At 41.5% G+C, this 18,884-nt stretch carries 18 protein-coding genes and 1 tRNA gene; 3 read left to right on the top strand and 16 right to left on the bottom strand.

All coding sequences use genetic code 11. The features are described from left to right. Positions 1 to 16 precede the first annotated feature (16 nt). Positions 17 to 1,249: an MFS transporter gene (locus CDH51_RS15345; protein WP_026946974.1), complete on the top strand. Its 1,233-nt coding sequence runs from the start codon at positions 17 to 19 to the stop codon at positions 1,247 to 1,249. Positions 1,250 to 1,279: 30 nt separating this feature from the next. On the opposite strand, the gene CDH51_RS15340 is transcribed toward CDH51_RS15345, so the two are convergent. Both CDH51_RS15340 and CDH51_RS15335 read right to left on the bottom strand, forming a co-directional pair. Continuing rightward, on the bottom strand, positions 1,280 to 1,603 hold the full coding sequence (locus tag CDH51_RS15340) for a hypothetical protein (RefSeq protein WP_100629337.1): 324 nt from the start codon (positions 1,601 to 1,603) through the stop codon (positions 1,280 to 1,282). Between the two features lie 89 nt (positions 1,604 to 1,692). Then, positions 1,693 to 1,766 (bottom strand) — tRNA-Arg (locus CDH51_RS15335). Positions 1,767 to 1,944: 178 nt separating this feature from the next. Here CDH51_RS15335 and CDH51_RS15330 point away from each other — a divergent pair. Further along, positions 1,945 to 2,688, top strand: a complete 744-nt coding sequence (locus tag CDH51_RS15330) for a porin family protein (protein ID WP_100629336.1) — start codon at positions 1,945 to 1,947, stop codon at positions 2,686 to 2,688. A 27-nt stretch (positions 2,689 to 2,715) separates the two neighbouring features. On the opposite strand, the gene CDH51_RS15325 is transcribed toward CDH51_RS15330, so the two are convergent. Both CDH51_RS15325 and rpoN read right to left on the bottom strand, forming a co-directional pair. Beyond that, positions 2,716 to 3,336 carry a PA-phosphatase gene (locus tag CDH51_RS15325; protein WP_100629335.1) on the bottom strand — a complete coding sequence of 207 codons (621 nt, stop codon included), beginning with the start codon at positions 3,334 to 3,336 and terminating at the stop codon, positions 2,716 to 2,718. After that, complete coding sequence (gene rpoN / locus CDH51_RS15320) at positions 3,336 to 4,793, bottom strand: RNA polymerase factor sigma-54 (protein WP_024283433.1); 1,458 nt, start codon at positions 4,791 to 4,793, stop codon at positions 3,336 to 3,338. The genes CDH51_RS15325 and rpoN overlap by 1 nt, the downstream gene beginning before the upstream one ends. A gap of 176 nt (positions 4,794 to 4,969) precedes the next feature. Here rpoN and asnS point away from each other — a divergent pair, with 176 nt between their 5' ends. After that, complete coding sequence (asnS, locus tag CDH51_RS15315; RefSeq protein WP_100629334.1) at positions 4,970 to 6,421, top strand: asparagine--tRNA ligase; 1,452 nt, start codon at positions 4,970 to 4,972, stop codon at positions 6,419 to 6,421. A gap of 58 nt (positions 6,422 to 6,479) precedes the next feature. Here asnS and CDH51_RS15310 read toward each other — a convergent pair whose 3' ends face one another. The 12 genes from CDH51_RS15310 to CDH51_RS15255 form a co-directional block, all read right to left on the bottom strand. After that, on the bottom strand, positions 6,480 to 7,322 hold the full coding sequence (locus CDH51_RS15310; protein ID WP_100629333.1) for a DUF3667 domain-containing protein: 843 nt from the start codon (positions 7,320 to 7,322) through the stop codon (positions 6,480 to 6,482). A gap of 67 nt (positions 7,323 to 7,389) precedes the next feature. Beyond that, entirely contained in the window at positions 7,390 to 8,577 is a 1,188-nt protein-coding gene (locus CDH51_RS15305) for an MFS transporter (RefSeq protein ID WP_100629332.1), read from the bottom strand. 61 nt (positions 8,578 to 8,638) lie between these two features. Next, a complete protein-coding gene (locus CDH51_RS15300) occupies positions 8,639 to 10,111 on the bottom strand; it encodes an NAD(P)H-hydrate dehydratase (protein ID WP_100629331.1) in 1,473 nt (490 codons plus the stop codon). Continuing rightward, on the bottom strand, positions 10,108 to 11,430 hold the full coding sequence (locus CDH51_RS15295) for an MFS transporter (RefSeq protein WP_100629330.1): 1,323 nt from the start codon (positions 11,428 to 11,430) through the stop codon (positions 10,108 to 10,110). The genes CDH51_RS15300 and CDH51_RS15295 overlap by 4 nt, the downstream gene beginning before the upstream one ends. A 58-nt stretch (positions 11,431 to 11,488) precedes the next feature. Continuing rightward, the gene (locus CDH51_RS15290) at positions 11,489 to 11,953 is read right to left on the bottom strand and encodes an ExbD/TolR family protein (protein WP_024283440.1); all 465 of its coding nucleotides are present in this window, start codon (positions 11,951 to 11,953) and stop codon (positions 11,489 to 11,491) included. 1 nt (position 11,954) lies between these two features. After that, positions 11,955 to 12,587 carry an ExbD/TolR family protein gene (locus CDH51_RS15285; RefSeq protein WP_100629329.1) on the bottom strand — a complete coding sequence of 211 codons (633 nt, stop codon included), beginning with the start codon at positions 12,585 to 12,587 and terminating at the stop codon, positions 11,955 to 11,957. A gap of 2 nt (positions 12,588 to 12,589) precedes the next feature. Continuing rightward, complete coding sequence (locus tag CDH51_RS15280; RefSeq protein WP_317045954.1) at positions 12,590 to 12,847, bottom strand: hypothetical protein; 258 nt, start codon at positions 12,845 to 12,847, stop codon at positions 12,590 to 12,592. 127 nt (positions 12,848 to 12,974) lie between these two features. Continuing rightward, entirely contained in the window at positions 12,975 to 13,724 is a 750-nt protein-coding gene (locus tag CDH51_RS15275) for a MotA/TolQ/ExbB proton channel family protein (protein ID WP_026946985.1), read from the bottom strand. Positions 13,725 to 14,197: 473 nt separating this feature from the next. After that, entirely contained in the window at positions 14,198 to 15,613 is a 1,416-nt protein-coding gene (locus tag CDH51_RS15270) for a sulfatase (RefSeq protein WP_100629327.1), read from the bottom strand. A gap of 280 nt (positions 15,614 to 15,893) precedes the next feature. Next, complete coding sequence (locus tag CDH51_RS15265; RefSeq protein ID WP_100629473.1) at positions 15,894 to 16,088, bottom strand: DUF6728 family protein; 195 nt, start codon at positions 16,086 to 16,088, stop codon at positions 15,894 to 15,896. Between the two features lie 70 nt (positions 16,089 to 16,158). Continuing rightward, complete coding sequence (gene ispG, locus CDH51_RS15260; RefSeq protein WP_100629326.1) at positions 16,159 to 18,141, bottom strand: (E)-4-hydroxy-3-methylbut-2-enyl-diphosphate synthase; 1,983 nt, start codon at positions 18,139 to 18,141, stop codon at positions 16,159 to 16,161. Positions 18,142 to 18,145: 4 nt separating this feature from the next. Next, a complete protein-coding gene (locus CDH51_RS15255) occupies positions 18,146 to 18,850 on the bottom strand; it encodes an SDR family oxidoreductase (RefSeq protein WP_100629325.1) in 705 nt (234 codons plus the stop codon). Positions 18,851 to 18,884: the final 34 nt, after the last annotated feature.

The raw sequence follows: 18,884 nt of genomic DNA, 5'->3' as shown, positions 1-18,884 counted from the left end.
CAAAAAACCTATTTCTATGTCACAAGCAATTAACCGAACTGCGCTTTTCAATGCCAGCTGCCTGGCTTTGATTACCACGGCATTTACCTTTGCTATCCGAGCTGGAATTCTCCCCCAACTGGGTGAAGACTTTGGGCTTAGTGCTGAGCAACTGGGCTTTATCAATTCCATGTGGTTCTTAGGCTTCCCGATATCCATGATCTTAGGGGGGCTTTTTTATCATAAAGTGGGGCCAAAAATGATCATGAATATCGCTTTTGTTACCCACACCCTAGGAATTCTAATGACCCTGTTTGCTGGGGGATATACGACATTACTGATTTCCACCCTATTTATCGGATTTGGAAATGGCTGTACTGAAGCTGCTTGTAATCCAATGATAGCGGATATGTACACCGGTGTGAAAATGAATAAAATGCTCAATCGATTCCACATGTGGTTCCCTGGAGGAATCGTTTTAGGATCATTGATTTCAAAATTCATGACGGACGCTGGTCTTGGCTGGCAGCCACAGATCTGGGTAATGATGATCCCAACCATCGCCTATGCGGTTCTTTTCTTTGGAAAAGCATTTCCAAAGCCTTCTGTAGAAGGAGTTACTTCTATCTCAAGCAATGTCAAAGCAATGATCAGCCCGCTTTACATATTCCTGTTTATTTGTATGTCTATTACTGCTATCACAGAATTTGGTACTCAGCAATGGGCAAATGTAGTATTGGACAGTTCAGGAGCTAGCGGAATGCTTATCCTAGCCTTGACAACTGGTGTAATGGCTGTTGCTAGATTCTTTGCAGGGCCAGTGGTAGGTAAACTTGGACAGACCGGGGTTCTTTTGGGTGGGGCTATTCTAGCTACCATTGGAACTTACATGTTCAGCGTGGTTACAGGACCAGTCGCCTATGTCGCAGCTATCGTTTTTGCCTTAGGAGTAGGTTACTTCTGGCCTGTGATGGTTGGAGCAGTTGCTCAGCGTGTCCCATTAAGTGGAGCTCTAGGTATGTCAATCATCGGCGGTGTAGGAATGTTTTCTACAGCTATTTGGCAACCCATTATTGGAGGCTGGATTGACTCTGCCAGAGCATCCAATCTTGCTGAGGGCCTAACTGGAGCACAACTTGAACTTGCGACAGGTCAAGAAACGCTGCTGAAACTCACCATGTTCCCAGCAATTTTGATAGTCCTATTTATCATCCTATTTATCTGGCAAAAAGGAAGCAAACCTGCAGTCAGCGCCGCAGGAGCCCATTAAAAAATTAAAGCAGCCTTCGGGCTGCTTTTTTTATTCCTGACAAGCGTAGCTTTCATATTCCTCTCGGAAGACCGTCCATAGTTTCCGGTCTTCATCCCGATAGGTAATCGCCTCAGTTCGAATGCTTATTTCCAAGCTATACGGTGTTTCAATTACGGTTCCATCTTTCAGGGTAATGGTACATGGTCCATCTACCCTTTTGATGTCTTTCAAACCAATATCCTGAAACCAGCTCTCGCATGAGTTGAGTACAACAACAACGAATACACCTGCTAAAATTCTACCGACTTTCATTGGGTCTCTATTTCGAATCCAAAGTAACTCAATCATCACCAAAAAAAAAGCTGCTCTCAAAAGAATCAGATTCTTTGATATAGCTTCACTTTCAGAAAAGAAGCTTTTTTAAATAAAAAAAGCTCAACCTAAATGATTGAGCTTGGTAGTGACCTCGTCAGGATTCAAACCTGAAACCTCCTGAGCCGTAATCAGGTGCTCTATTCAGTTGAGCTACGAGGCCGAAAGCGAATGCAAAGGTACGAGTAAATGGATTTTATCCAAACAACATGATCGAGGTTTTTTAAAAATATCTCAACTTATCTTCAGCGATACTTAAGAATTATTAAGGACAAAATCAGGATTAATCCTTAGGGATTTTCTATTTTTGCCCGCACTAGTATGATTATAATAGCATTTTGATGAAAAAAATACTCGGATTATTATTCGCCCTATCACTAATCTTTACCGCACAGGCACAAGAAAAAACAGGCCCTAAAGTCCCGATTGGGGGAAGGCCGAATATTCCTTCTGATCTTGTTCTTGAGTTTGGATTTAACCTGCTAAACAATCGACCTGCTGATTTGAGCACCCGGTTTTTTGGTTCTAAGACATTCAACATTTACTATCAGCACCCTTTTCGCATTTTCGGGGAAAATTCTGGAGTCACTTTCAATCCTGGTTTTGGTATTGGCACAGACAAATTAGCCTTTCAAAATGATAGAAACCTGTTTAATGACCCTGAAAAAGGACCTGAGTCAAGTCAACTTTTAGATTTGACCGAAGTCTATGGAGAAAACATCCAAGTCAACAAAAACACTTTTGCTCTAAGTTACTTTGATGTTCCTCTTGATTTCACCTACCATTTCAACAAAGCAAATTACTCAAGAGGCTTTCGCGTATCGGTCGGAGGTAAAGTCGGAATTCTTTACAATGCACACAGCAAAATCACCTATGAAGACGAGAACGGACTCACCAGAAAGGTAAAAGACTCACAAAACTACGGATTCGAACAAATCAGGTATGGAATTACGCTGAAGGCTGGTTCACCTGGCTTTTATGCATGGAGTTATTTTGGCCTAAACCGAATGTTCCAACAAAATCAAGGTCCAGGCAATAACGAAGCACAACAAATAAGCTTCGGAGTCGCCGTCAATCTTTTCTAATTTCAAACCGGGTTTAGCCCGGTTTTTTTATGCCCATACCCACAGAAATCCTACAAAACAGGCTAAGAAGCCAAAAATAAATCCCGTGTAAATTTCGACAGGCTTATGAGCATCCAAGTACAGTCTCGAAGACCCTACAACCCCCGACAAAAGCAAAGATAGCAGCAACGGGTATAGCACTTGGAAGTTAGCGAACTTCAAACCTAGCACGACCACTATCGCTACCAAGCCTCCAATACCGGTCATATGAGCAGACATTTTCCAGAAAAATGTAACTACGGTCAAAACCAATACTACTAAGGCGATCACACCAAGTGACTGCCAAAGAATTGGATCCAGTTCATTGATTTTGAACATGAAATAGACGGTCATTAAAAAATAGACGGTGGTAACTGAAAAAGGAATCGCACGATCTTTTATCGTATGCATGTGCAAACTTTTGACTGTTCCGCTAAGCCTCAACCCAAAAATGGTCAGCATAGGAATCACCAAGGTGGACAAGACAATCAAGTAAAAAATCCTCAACTTGAAGGAGGCAGGGACACTGCTCGCCTCAGGCACTCCAAATAAGATCAACCCAAAAACTAGAGTAGGTACAATCAAAGGTTGAAATACGATGGAAATGACCAGGGCTATCGCTCTCTCCACTACAATTCTTTTCTAAGTCTGGCCACAGGGATTTGCAGCTGCTCTCGATACTTCGCTACGGTTCTTCTGGCAATATTATAGCCTTTTTGATTCAGCATTTTGACCAACTTGTCGTCGGAAAGCGGCTTTCGCTTATCTTCCTCATCCACCATGGTCTGAAGGACTGACTTCACCTCCCGATTGCTGACATCTTCCCCACTGTCTGTCGATATCCCTTCGGAGAAAAAGTACTTCAATGGATATACCCCAAATTCTGTCTGGACAGCCTTGCTGTTCGCTACTCGGGAAACTGTAGAAATATCCATATCAATTCGCTCTGCTATATCCTTTAAAATCATTGGACGCAGATTTGTTTCGTCACCATCAACAAAAAACTCCTTTTGATAGTCAATAATCGCATGCATGGTCCGAAGAAGCGTATTTTGACGCTGCTTAATCGCATCTATAAACCACTTCGCTGCATCCAGTTTCTGCTTGACAAAAGAGACCGTTTCTTTTAGCTTTTTATCCTTTTTGTCGGACTTATCATAAGCGTCAAACATCTCGGCATAAGACCGGGATATTCGAAGCTCAGGAGCATTTTTAGAATTGAGACTGACTTCAAGTTTCCCGCCATTATTGACTAATATGAAATCAGGAATAATGTATTGAGTCCTTACCAAACCATCCGAAGTTCCTCCGGGTTTGGGGTTTAGGTGTGTGATTAGATGTACCGCTTCTTTTGTTTCCTCCTCAGTGAGATCACATTTCCGTTGGATTTTGGAGTAATGTTTCTTGGTAAACTCATCGAAGCAATCATGCAAAATCCGAATAGCATGCTGCACCACCGGGTCATCGGGATGCTCCTTACGCTCCAACTGAATCAGCAAACACTCTTGAAGGTTGCGGGCAGCAATTCCAGCAGGATCAAAATTTTGAATTTTTATCAATATTTCTTCCAGTTCATCGATATCGGTTTCAATATTCTGACTGAAAGCAAGGTCATTGATGATCGCCTCTAAGTCGCGACGGATATATCCGTCATTCTCGATGCTTCCTATCAATTGCTGACCAATGATTCGCTGTCTATCATCTAGTCTGAGGAAGTTCAGTTGTTGAATTAATTGCTCATGAAGGGAAGATTGGGATGAAATCGGCATTTCCCGATCCTCTTCATCTGGATTGTAATTTCCATCTCCCTGCATTTTATACCCACTGTACTCATCATCGAGGTAATCATCCAAGTTGATGTCCCGATCATCCACACCGAGATCCTCTTCATAAGAGTCCTCAAAATCCTCATCAGCAGCTGCATCCTCCTTTTCTTCCTTCCCCTCTTCCAGGGCAGGATTGATCTCCAACTCCTCCTCGATACGAGCATCGAGTTCGGCAGTAGGTACCTGTAGCAGTTTGATAAATTGAATCTGCTGCGGTGAAAGCTTCTGAGAGAGTGACTGACTGAGGTGTAACTTCTGCATTTGAACGGACTAAAACCTTTTATCTGGGTCTAAAAAAAGCCTTTTCAAGTGAAAAAGCCTTGAATTCAAAGTTAGGAAAAAGGAGCAAATTTTTGATAAAAAGCTTATTTAATCGTTTTTTTGCAAACCACTTAAAAGGGCTTCACTTTTTAAGTAAAAACTCAAAATTCACAAACATGGCATTCAACAAACGGGTCAAAATCAAAACCTTATTGGAGCAGAGTCCGATCGGAGAATCAGTCACAATCATGGGCTGGGTACGTACCCGAAGAAGCAATAAAAATGTGTCTTTCATCGCTCTGAATGATGGATCCATCATCACCAATTATCAGGTAGTAGCAGATCCAAATCAGATTTCGGAGGAAATATTAAAAAAATGTGCGACAGGTGCATGTCTGAAAATATCGGGTACCGTGGTCGAGTCCCAAGGTTCGGGACAGACTTCTGAACTTCATGCAAACAGCATTGAAGTGCTCGGGGAAGCAGATCCGGAAAAATATCCCCTTCAACCGAAAAAGCATTCCTTGGAGTTTCTAAGAGAGATCGCCCACCTGAGAATGCGCACCAATACTTTTGGGGCTGTTTTTCGAGTGAGACATGCTTTGGCTTTTGCCGTGCATCAGTACTTTAATGATAAAGGATTCTTCTACATCCATACCCCGATTATTACAGCTTCTGATGCGGAAGGGGCCGGTGAGACTTTCAAGGTCACTACCCTGGATATTGGTAATCCACCAAAAACTGAAGATGGGTCTGTAGATTTCAAGCAGGATTTCTTCGAAAGAGAAGCAAACCTGACGGTGTCTGGGCAGCTTGAAGGAGAATTGGCTGCATTGGCACTTTCTGAGATATATACTTTCGGACCTACTTTCCGAGCCGAAAACTCCAATACCACCCGACATTTAGCGGAGTTTTGGATGATTGAGCCGGAGATGGCTTTCTATGACGCAGAAGACAATGCTGATTTGGCAGAAGATTTCTTGAAATATTTGATCAACTACGCACTGGATAATTGCCAAGAGGATCTTAAATTTTTGGAAAGTCGCCTCTTGGATGAGGAGAAGTCCAAGCCAGCTGATCAGCGTTCGGAGATGGGCTTGATCGAAAAGCTGAAGTTTGTAGCTGAAAATGATTTCGTAAGAATCACCTACACTGAGGCTATTGACATTCTGAAGCGATCTAAGCCTAATCAAAAGAAAAAATTCCAATATCTAATTGATGAATGGGGAGCTGACTTGCAATCGGAGCATGAGCGCTATTTAGTAGAAAAGCACTTCAAAAAGCCGGTGATTCTCACCGACTACCCAAAAGAGATCAAGTCTTTCTACATGCGACAGAATGAAGATGGCAAAACCGTAGCAGCAATGGACATTCTATTCCCAGGGATAGGAGAAATCGTGGGAGGTTCTCAGCGTGAAGAGCGAATGGACCTTTTGGTCAGCCGAATGGAGGAGCTTGGAATTCCGACTGATGAAATGTGGTGGTTTTTGGATACACGAAGATTCGGTTCTACTCCACACGCAGGCTTTGGTTTGGGCTTTGAGCGAATGGTTCAATTTGTCACTGGAATGGGAAATATCCGGGATGTCATTGCCTTCCCAAGGACACCAGGAAATGCTGAATTTTAAGAAAATCAATCAAGCAAAGATCCCCGACCGAATGGTTGGGGATTTTTTTTGAAAAGGATTAGGCCACCATCCAAAAAGTGACCCAAAAAAGCACGTATCGGTAGATGATAAAGCTTGGAATCAGAAACACACCTAGAAGCAAACTTCTCCAAATTGCTCCTCCTTTTGATGTATTGTATCCACCTTTAATTAAAGCGTACATATAAACGATCACAACAGCCAATAAAATGATCGATAAAGTCGCCTCATTCATCATCCCTCCGATGGAAAATGAAAACAAGCCAACTCCCAGATTAAATAACGCAGGAAATAACACTAAAGCGAATAGAATATAAAAGCCATAGAAATAGGCTGAACCTGCAAAAAAATCAATCAAGTACAAATCCTCTCTTTTGAAGAATAGTAGCTTCAAAAACAGTCCTTGCAATACCACTAGAATAATTAGTAAGAGTTTCCCATTGGAGTTTGAAACTCGTTCATAATTCGTTTTAAACAGCTCTTTATTCTCGCCACTCTTCTCTAGATGTGTGTTTACTACCCTTTCAATTTGGCTGCTATAGGGCAATTGATACATCTGAACTTCCAGAGAAGTGTTGAATGTAGAGATAATGGGGAATATGAAATAGATGAGGTTAGCAAAAAAGAAGAGTTGGAGTGGTGAGAGGTATTTTCTCCTAATCCCTATGACAAAATTCCGAGTGAGCTCTCCTGGCCGAGTAATCAATAATTTGATCGTTGAAAGAAACTTTCCATCGGCGACAAAGACAGAGGCAATCAATTCTTCAAAAAAATGACTGAGCTTTTTATCTTGCTTTTCGAGTTTTTTTTCTCCGCAGGAGTAGCAAAACACGCCTTTTAGCTCTTCACCACATCTTACGCAAACATTCCTTTGGTCAACCATCGATGAAACAATTTCCGAGAAGATTAATATCTCGAATAATTGTATCAATTCAAACAATCGAGTTTTTTCAACTTACTACTTTCACCCTTCGGGCAAGAGGAATACAAAGGAGACTGAAGAAAATCGCGATATAACCCACTAGGTTAAAGTTTGTAAGCTGGCCAAGGGCATTTTCACCGATAATCATTCCTGCAATTAGGGAAGCTAGACCGGTGGCAAGTTGCTGCACTGCAGAATTGAAACTCAGAAAACTACCTCTATTCTCAGGTCTTGCCGTACCCGTGATAATCGCGGCAGCAGGCACATAGCGTCCATTGGAAGTCACAAAGAACATCGTCGAAATCATCAATACAAAAGGGATAGGAGTTACTCCTAGATTGGTGATCACTGCGATGGGGATGACGTTTAGAAACATAAAAATGGTAAAGACTTTCAGCTTTCCGTATTTATCAGACATCTTCCCTACCCAAGGTGAAGTAAAGATGGTGAAAGCGCCTCCGGCCATGTAGATATAAGTCAATTGCAATTCAGTGAAACCTACATTAGCCACCGTGTAAGGGCTCAAAAATGGAATAATCATAAACTGACCAAACATCATCATAACCGACAAAGTAATGGCACGCATTTGATTAGAATTGCTTGTCACTCTTTTTACTACTTCGAGCGGATGGGGTCTTTGAACTTCCTGCCCAAGATGATCGGCAATATTGGGAATGAATCGAAATATCATCCCTAAGCTGACTAAAGAGAGTCCTGTCAAGATGAAAAAAGGCGTATGCCAATCAGATAGCCCCGCCAAAAACAGTCCAAGCGGAACCCCAAGCACAGAAGCTACCGAGAAGGCCGCCATGACCAATCCCATGGCTCTTCCCCGTCTGGCATCAGGAATCACATCACCTATTATCGCTAAGATCAAGGCCGAAGTCAATCCTCCAAACAATCCGGACAAGATCCTGGCTAAAAGTAGGATTCCATAGCTAGGAGAAAGTGCGCAGCCCAAAGTCGCTACCGTAAAGCCTACATAAACCCAAAAAAGGATTTTCTTACGATCAAATCGATCTAAAAAAAATGCTCCAAAAAAACTGGAAATCCCTGCACTGAAGGTGTAAGATGATACCAGTAAACCAAATTCACTAGGAGATATCTCAAATAGCCTCATCAATTGAGGCCCCAATGGCATCAAGATCATGAAATCCACAATGTGGATAAAATTGATAGCTGCTAAAGTCCAAAGCAGCAATTTTTCACGGTTCATAAAAATCCTTTATCCGAAAACCCATCCATTTCCAGGTTAGTTTGCTTTGAGAGAATAATATTTAAGAATTCTCAACGAATTCAAAAGTACGGGGGATTTGCTCAATAATATCTGAGGCTATCGTTCCCTGAAATCTGATTTTTCCTGCATATTCACCTGCCAGTCCATGATGAAAAACTCCGCAGATAGCTGCATTTTCAGGACTATAGCCCATTCCCAAAAAAGCGGTGATTATTCCTGTCAAGACATCTCCAGCCCCGCCAGTAGCCATAAAATGGGTCCCAGTACTATTGAAAAGCTGTCTTCCATCAGGAAGGCTTATCAACGTATTTGCTCCTTTCAGCACAAGAATAATCTGATACTTCTTTGCAAGTTCTGAAGCTTTCCTCATCCGATCAGGATGATTAACGCAACTCCCAACTAGCCGCTCAAACTCTCCCAAATGAGGAGTAAGAATTGAGTTTTTTGGAAGAAGTGACATCAATTCCGGCTTTTGTGACAACACATTCAAAGCATCAGCATCTAAGACCATCGGCTTTGAAAAGGATTTAAACAAAAACTCCAGTTGCTTTTCCCGATTTTCTACACCCCAGCCAGGCCCCACACCGATCGCATCAAAGTCATCCAAATCTTTTAAATCTTTCCCAATAACCATGGCTTCAGGAACGGAGGCTTGTATGATAAAACGTTCTGATTCCTCAATTTGACAAGTCACAAGACCCGCACCAGTCCGGAGTGCACTTTTTGCGGATAAGACAACGGCGCCCATTTTCCCCAAACTTCCCCCTACCAGCAATATTCTCCCAAAATCCCCCTTGTGCGAGAATCGGTGAAACCGTTTGTGTCTCTCTGGGATATCCTTTTTTTGGATATAAAATAAATCAGATTCAAACTCTTTGAATAAACTATCGGCTATTCCAATATCTACCAGCACTAACTCACCAACGACATGGGCGTTTTCGGGAAATAATAGGGCAAGCTTTGGAAAGGCAAATGTGACCGTATAATCCGCACCTGCAACCGAGGTCTTTTCTTCTGCGATTCCTTCTGATAAAAGACCGCTGGGAATATCGACAGCTATTTTTACCCCTTGTTGTTTATTCCAAGAATCAACTATCGGACGAGCCGAGTCTCTCAACTTACCTTTCAGGCCAACTCCTAAGAAAGCGTCTATAAATATACCTTTGGAGGGCAAGTCAAAATCTTCAAAGCTTATTTTGCTTACGCCTTCTGGTAATCTGTCAAAATTTATTTTGGAATCAGCAGAAAGATCAGCTTCATCATTGAAACAAAGTACTACCGTTACCTGATAGTTTCTTTGCTGTAAATGCCTGGCAATACCAAGACCATCTCCTCCATTATTTCCACCGCCCACATAGATGAAAATTTCTTGACCCGTAAATTCCTGTTCTTCAAACCAATGGATAAAGCCTTGAACTGCTGTTTCCATCAGTTCATAGCTTGACTGCCCACTTCTTTTGCAATGCATCTGGTCCAGTTTACTGACGGCGTCTCCTTTAAGAATCCGTATCATAAAACCTCCTCTGTTTTTACAGCTAATTCACGTTTTGGAATAGAAACTAAAAATAAAAACCCTAAGCCTACAAGAAAGAAAATTCCAAGTGAAAGCGCTGAATTTCGCATACTCCCCGTTAGTTGTTCGATTGCACCGTAGGAAAAGGTACCGATGACAATCGCCATTTTTTCAGTGACATCATAGAAACTGAAGAAGCTGGCATGATCTGTCGTGTTTTGAGGAATCAATTTGGAATAGGTAGACCTAGAAAGAGACTGGATCCCCCCCATCACAAGACCGACCACAAAGGCCAAAGCAAAAAACTCATACACATTGTAAACATAGTATGCTGCAGCACAAATCATCGTCCAAATTAGAACCATGATGATAAGGCTGGTTTTGTTCCCAAATTTCTTTGAGATGAAAGCAAAAAGATAACTACCAATAATAGCCACGAATTGGATAATGAGAATGGTAATAATCAATTGATCGCCAGGAAGCCCAAGTTCTTTATCTCCAAAGGTAGCGGCTAGATACATCACGGTCTGCACCCCCATGGAGTAGAAGAAAAAAGAAGCTAGAAACCGCTTTGTAAAGGGCATCTGTTTGATCAAACCAAAAACTTTCCTTATTTCCTGATAACCAGAAAACAACAATTCCCTCTTTATTCTTTTATTGTAAGGATTTTTAGGAAGGTATCTGAAGGTGATTTGGGAGAAACCAGCCCACCAGATCCCAGTAATCAAAAAGGAAATCCTGGCCGCCATTCCGCCTTCAGGAATACCAAAAAGATGAGGCATTTGAATCATTAAAAGGTTCACTACCAAGAGAACCACACTTCCAATATATCCGAGAGCAAAACCTTTTGCACTCAATAAATCATATTCATCCTCTTTTGATATCTCAGGAAGAAAAGCATTATAAAACACAATACTTCCCGCATAACCAACACTTGCTATTACGCTACAGATAATTCCCCATTCCAAATTATCTCCCTCAAAAAAGAAAAGACCTACACAGGCAACAGAACCTAGATAGGCAAAAAACTTCATGAATTCGAGTTTCTTCCCACTACTATCGGCTATACCAGATAATATGGGAGAGATCAAAGCTATAACTAGAAAGGAAAAAGATATAGAATACGAATACAGAACCGTATTGATGATTTCAAATCCAAAAAATGAAACAAGTTCTGATCCGTCAATTCCTTTAGTAACGGAATTGTAATAAACTGGAAAAATGGTAGATGTAATGACTAGGCTATATACCGAATTTGCCCAATCATACATGGCCCAGGCATTTTGAACTTGCCGCTTATTTTTTATCAGGACTGCCATTATAGAAAAAAAGCTATCTCTTTGGGGAGATAGCTTTAATTTTTAAAGTATTTCTAAATTAATTATTCACAACTTTTCCTACCGAAGCGTAAAGAACTCGTCTTGCATCCGCTTCTCTGAGTTCTGTCTGAACATCAGAGATTGGACCCATTTTCACGTCCTTATCTACTTTCATAGAGATTGTAATCATTCCTCTATCTGCTTCTGGCAAGGCATCACGCTCTCTGTTAACCCACTGTACAATATCTGCTGGGGTCAAAAGAGCATCATTAGCTTGCACTCTTGGCTCAGAACCATACAAGGCTGTGTTTTTTGGCTTACCAATATACACGTATGAGATAAGAGTTTTCTTCTGAAGCTTCTGAAGCTGTGTAGCCTGAGGGATCTTTTGCTCTACCAAGATTTCCTGCTCTCTCAATACTGTCGTCACCATGAAGAAGAACAACAGCATGAAGATAATATCAGGAAGGGCTGAAGTAGGGATGTTCTCCGATGTTTTGGTTTTTTTCTTAAACTTTCCCATATCAACTTCCGATTTTATCAGGTTCTGCAATAGAAATCGCCATTGGAATACCTTCTTTTCCTTTGTCGATGAGCGCTTTTTCAGCATCGTCATTTCCAGGAAGTGTTCGATATTCGGCGGTTTCGAGATTTACACGCTCTGCATAGATGTCAAAGTAAGCTTTCTTTGCCAAGTCAAATACTTCCAAGTACTTCTCATAAGAGGTTCCTCGGTTAGTTTTGATAGAGACTACAGCTTCTCCCGGATGATCAGAAGATTCTGGGTCACGTTTAGCTTGGGCTCGTAGTGACTGTGGAAGCGAGTTGAATAATGCTTGTGCATCTTCATCTGGAGCTCCGAAATTCAAAACGAAGGCTTTGATATCTTCATCCAATCCATCCGCAGATTCACGATATTCACCTTCTACCAGTAAGTCATCATTTGCATTGACAAGAATGGTAAAGATGTTTCGTTCGTTTTTATCAATTTCTGGCGGTGGATTATTCGGATCCAACTTCGGAGGCAGTACGTTTAAGATACCTTTGTCCGAAGCGATCGTCGTGGTCACGAGAAAGAAAATCAATAGTAGGAAGGCAATATCTGCCATCGAACCTGCATTGACTTCCTGACTCATTCTGCTTTTACTTTTAGCCATAATTATTTGATAGCTTTATTGAGTTCCGTAAATACAATTCCTACCAATGCTACAATCGCTAATACATATGTGGTAATCAACATACCACCTACGAACTGCGAACCTGACGGAGTTAGGTTGAACGGATCTGCTTCAAACTTAGGAAGTACTTCATTACTGGAGATCGAGTATGCGATAAAGAACAATACTACGATTCCGATGATGCCAACCACTGTTTTTAGCAAAGATTTTGGATTGTCCAGAGACTTAATAAGCGGCATAACGATCGCAAAGAAAGCCCCAGCAATTACTAGACCGTATCCAGCATAAAGGAAAATGTCATAAGTATCCATAATGTTTCTTCTTTGGGGTTTTAGAATTTAATAAGGAAATGCTACAAAAGACGGATTACTTACCAGTCAATTTGTGCTTTACAAGCATGTCCACCAAAGAGATGGATGCATCTTCCATATCGTTCACCAAAGAATCGATTTTTGCAACGCAATAGTTGTAGAATAGCTGAAGGATAATCGCAACGATCAAACCTGCTACGGTTGTCAAAAGGGCGATTTTAATACCACCTGCTACAAGGGATGGAGAGATATCACCGGCTGCTTCGATAGAGTCGAATGCACCAATCATACCAATTACCGTACCCATGAAACCAAGCATTGGAGCCAAGGAGATGAATAGGGAGATCCATACTAGACCTTTTTCCAAACGACCCATTTCTACAGAACCGTAGGCGATGATTGACTTCTCCACCATCTCGATGCCTTCTGAGTATCTCATCAGACCTTGAGTAAAGATTGAAGCAACCGGACCTTTGGTGCTCTTAGTAACATCCTTGGCTGCTTCAATTCCTCCCGAAGCTAGCGCATCTTCTACCTTTGCCAAAAGCTTCTTGGTGTTAGTAGTAGATAGATTGAGGGTAATGATTCTTTCTAACGCTACAGCAAGTCCCAAAATAAGACAAACCAAAACTGGCGTCATAAAGACAGGGTCTCCTTCGATAAACTTCTCTTTAACGACTTGGTGGAAACTCTGCTCCTCAGCTACGATCTCGTCGTCAACTACAGTGGGAGAATCTTGTGCGATTGCGAATACAGGTGCGAACAGGATTCCTGCAAGCATGAACAAAGCGATTAACTTTCTCATAATGTGATTTTTAAATAGACTTTTGATAAAGGTTAAATGGTTTCTAGACTAAAATCGAGTTTTAAAGTTATCATTTTTTGAATTCAAAAAACAATGGGGTCTTTTAGATTTTTGTGAAATATTCAGGCTTTTTGACTCGAATTCGTCAATTTTTACACGAGCGGAAGGAATATTCCATTTTCTAAAATCCCAATAACTCTCTAACTCGATGCTAAAATTTCATTTTTTTCCTGAAACAAAAAATTATTCATGCTAAGATTCCTAAAATTCAAGTCAATAATTATCATAAATCCATCAAATCACCTCTTTATGGATTCATCAGTAAACTATTGATTGGGTAAAGTTCTAAGCCAAAAAGTGCCTACAGGACAATCAATAGTACTTTTCGCAGTCCGCCACTTCAAATCAGAGTATTTATTCTTTGCTCAAAAATCATTATTCCTTTTAGGCCTTCTTCAAAACCAAACCTCTGATCAATTCTCCTTCAAAACCGGCAATCTTGAATTTGTCTTCTCCCACCATCCCTCCAACTTACTCTTCATCTCTGAAACTAAAAACGGTAACTGATTGGCTAGATTTTCTTTTTCTTGTGGATCTGAAACTAAATCAAAAAGCTCCACTCCTTCTCCATCGAAATAATAAATCATTTTGTAATTACCTGAGCGAATAATGGAATAGGGTAAGACATCAGCCCCTCGATAATGAGGGAAATGCCAAAAGAAATCCCGCTCTGGCAATTGACCTTGATTAAGCAAAATCGATTTAAGCGACTGGCCATCTCCCACATTAGAATCCGTTTCCAGAAAATCCAAAATAGTAGGAAGCCAATCCATGGTGATTATTGGGATATCTGAGGATGCCCCACCAGGAATTTGACCTGGTAGGGAAACGATAGTAGGAACCCTAATCCCTCCTTCATATGGATATCCCTTAAATGACCGAAGGCCAAGATTGACCGTGACGGGATTATCCGGGTTACCTACCAGACCTCCATTATCTGAAGTGAAAATAATGAGCGTGCTTTCACGAAGGCCCAATTGGTCTAGCTTGCTTATCACTTTCCCTACATTTTGATCCAAGTTTTCGATCAAAGCCGCGTAAGTTGGGTTTCGCTGTATGCCGGGTTGTTTATTTTGATATTTCTTCACCAAATCTTCTGGCCCCATTATGGGCGTATGAACCGCATAAGGAGCCCAGTGAATAAAAAATCTATTTTCTTGATTTTGGATGAAATTGATGATCTCACTTCCTTCTCGATCGGTCAAAAACTCCCCTTCCTGTCTTGCCGGCAAGTTTTTAATCACATAATCCGGATTTGGATGTGATGAAATATAGGGATCGAAGTAACTGGGAGGCTGCCCCAAATCATTTCCGCCAATATTAATATCAAAGCCTTGGTCCTCCGGATGAAATCCTTCTTCTCCCAAATGCCACTTCCCTACATGCAACGTACGATACCCCATTGATTGTAAACGCTCAGGAAGAGTCACTTCCTCAAGTGGCAAGTAGCCCTGTATCTTTGGAGTCTTCATGGGTCTATCTTCGAAAATCTCATATTCTCCCTCCTTACCAGAAGTCGAGTAACCTTGGAATTTTGCGCGGATCCAATCTGTAATTCCCAATCTCGCCGGGTATTTGCCTGTCAGTAAAGCCGCTCGGGTTGGGGAGCAAATAGCTGCTGCAGCGTAGGACTGAGTAAAAAGCATCCCTTCAGCAGCCAATCGATCTAAATTCGGAGTCTCGTAGAAATCACTTCCATAAACACCTAAATCTGAAGCACCCAGATCATCGACATGAATAATTAAAATATTTAAGTCTTTTTTCTGAGCAATCGACTGCTCAAAAACCAGCATTAAAGCCAAAAAAGCAACTATTTGTAGCACTCGCATATTTTCTAGATTGAATCTTATGGATAAGATAAAATCTTTTCATTAAAAATTTCAGCTTTTGCTAAGTCAGCTCCCGTAAATAGAATTGATTTGATTTTCGAGTGCTGGTAAATTCAGTTTAGTTTCTTCAAGTCAGAGGAATTCGGGAGTGGTAATTTTTACCCTCCCGGCCTCTGCACCAATCGCGAGTTTAGTTGCAGGTTAAATAAATAGCCCCCAAGAAGTATTAGCTACTAATTGGGGGCTTTTGATTTAAGTTTTTTGAATTTAAATAAACAACTTACATCAGTCGCTTGATCGTCCAGAAGATGATTGCGAAGAGGAAAATGAGGATAGAAATCTTATTGATTCCATGCATCATTCTCAAGTTGAAATTAGATTTTTGATTAGGATCTGGTTTTTTAAAAACCCGAATGAAGTAATTACCCACTTCACCAAGCTTAAAAAACTCCTTTACTTTATTTTTTTCAGCCATTTTTTCCATTTTGTCTTAGAACAGGTCCAGATTCAGAATAGTTTACAATTTCGGCTAAAATCAAAGGTTTTTAAATAGCCTCAGGTTCGGACCACATCCCATCTTCCCGGATGATCTCAATCAGCTCATCAACAGCCTTTTCCGATGGCACCGAACGCTTGATCACTTCTTTCCCTTTGTACAAAGTGATCTTTCCTTTTCCTGAACCCACGTAGCCATAATCCGCATCTGCCATTTCACCAGGACCATTGACGATGCAACCCATGATTCCGATTTTCACGCCTTTTAGATGGTCGGTGCGTTTTCTGATCATAGCTGTTGTTTCCTGAAGGTCAAAAAGCGTTCTACCACAAGATGGACAGGAAATATATTCGGTCTTGGACATTCGGGTTCTAGCTGCTTGAAGTACGCCAAAAGATACATTGTTGTGTAGCTTTATTTGCTCTAAAACCTCTTCTCTGGTATGTGCTTTTTCCTTCTCTAAGGAAATTAGAATCCCGTCTCCCATTCCATCTACCAAAAGCCCACCTACATCAGTCGCTGCATACAGCATGGTCTGATCGGCTGTTTGGTCTGGATAACTCACTTTGACCACAACAGGGACCTGAATTTGCTGATCCATCAAGGATACAAAAGCCCTTCTGAGTGCCGGCATACCGTGAGCATTGGATGTCTTTAAAATCAGTACCAGATCCTTGCGGTTTCGAATTGATGGAATAACCTCGGATACTTGCGTATCAAAAACTTCAAGGAAATTCAATTGAGGATGAAAGTCTTGGGCAGATTGAAACTCTTCAAAGGTGTACCTAGGATAGATATTTTCCCTAGTTTGACTCTTTTCCCAAGTGGCAAAATTTTGGATCTCCCGCATGCCATTTGGCAACATAAAAGGAATGGGATGATCTCCTGAATACACAAAATCGCATCCGAGATCATTCATTTTCCATTTATCCAGTTCGGGTAAATAAAAATGACCAACTGCCTTCATTTCCTTCTCCGTGATTCCGTCAATACGGGAAATATCTGTGATCACCCGAGGTACATTCTGCCCACCAAAATTGTAAATCTCAGCTGACTCACGTTTGGTATGCTCAAAAGGCGTGATTGGATACTTCTCAATTGGATCGATAGTAGCATGAGGCAATCTTGAAATGTATCGGTCAATGAGTGCCTTAGCAACAGGAGCTTCAAACTCCGGATCTTCCGTCAGGGAAACTCGTACTGTATCGCCCAGACCATCTTCTAGCAGGGTACCGATTCCCACGGCCGATTTGATCCGGCCATCTTCAGCCTCTCCTGCTTCGGTTACCCCCAAATGAAGTGGATAAGGCTTAAATCCTCCTTCATTTAGCTTTTGCACAAGCAGTCGATAAGCCTGCACCATAACCTGAGTATTGGAGGACTTCATCGAGATCACGATGTCATGATAATTTTCATCCTCACAGATCCTCAAAAACTCCAAAGCCGATTCAACCATCCCCAATGGGGTGTCGCCATAGCGGCTCATAATCCGATCTGAAAGCGAGCCATGATTAGTCCCGATTCGCATGGCTGTACCATTCTCTTTGCAAATTTTCACCAAAGGCAAAAAACGTTCTCGGATTCGCGCTAGCTCTTCTTGGTAACTTTCATCGGTATATTCGATTACCTCAAACTTCTTCTTGTCCGCATAATTTCCCGGATTGATCCGGACTTTCTCCACAATACCAGCAGCAATTTCTGCAGCATTTGGAGTAAAGTGAATATCTGCTACCAGAGGAGTGTTATATCCGCGCTTTCTAAGTTCATCTCGAATATTTCTAAGATTTTTAGCTTCCTTGATACTAGGTGCTGTAATGCGGATTAGTTGACATCCACTTTCGATCATTCGGATGCATTGCTCCACAGAGCCCATGGTATCCATAGTATCTACAGTGGTCATGGATTGGACCACGATGGGATTATCTCCACCGATGATGACATCTCCTACACGTACCGGAATAGTCTTTCGTCTACTGTAGGATGTGAGGCTGTCGCAATAGTTTAGCTCCGCAGTTTGAATGGTTGGGTTCATAGTATCAGATATCTCCGAGTTGTGGTCGAATGGTAATTTCCTCAACAACCGAGGCAGGAGAAAGGTTATAAGCTGCCCAAACGGTATCAGCTACATCCTCGGCTTTCATAAAACGCTCAATGGGTAGATCCACTCCCTCCCAGCTCGCAGTAAAGGTCGCTCCTGGAAGGATAGATGTCACCTTGATTCCAAATGGTTTCATTTCTTCCCGCAGACACTTGGTCATTCCCAACATGGCCCATTTGGATATTGCATAACTACCTCCATTAGGATAGGCAGTAGTCCCAGCTATTGATCCCATACTAAATACATGCCCTGATTTGCTCTCCATCATTTGAGGAAGAATGGCTCGTACGAGGTAATAAGCTGAATATAAATTCGTCTCCATCATGAGTTCAAAATTGCCTTCTGGCTCTTCATGAATGGCTCCTGGAAGAAATACCCCTGTGTTATTTACCAAGATATCTACCTTAGAAAATTCATTGGCTTTTTGTGCCAAATTCATTACTTCTTCCTTTTTGGAAAGATCAGCTTGAACAGTCAGTGCTTTTACATCTGAATTGATAGCTTGAAGCTCTTTCTCTAAGGTTTGTAAGTCATCAGCGTTTCTGGCGCAGGTAATTATATCAAATCCTTCTTTTGCAAACCGGAGACAAATAGCCCTTCCGATGCCTTTTGTTCCGCCTGTGACGAGGATACATTTTCCCATGAGATTGTTCGTGTTTTAATAGTTAGTATGACAA

Source organism: Algoriphagus formosus (genome assembly GCF_002807035.1).
Taxonomy (GTDB): Bacteria; Bacteroidota; Bacteroidia; order Cytophagales; family Cyclobacteriaceae; genus Algoriphagus; species Algoriphagus formosus.
This window is presented reverse-complemented; position numbering and strand designations above follow the sequence as displayed.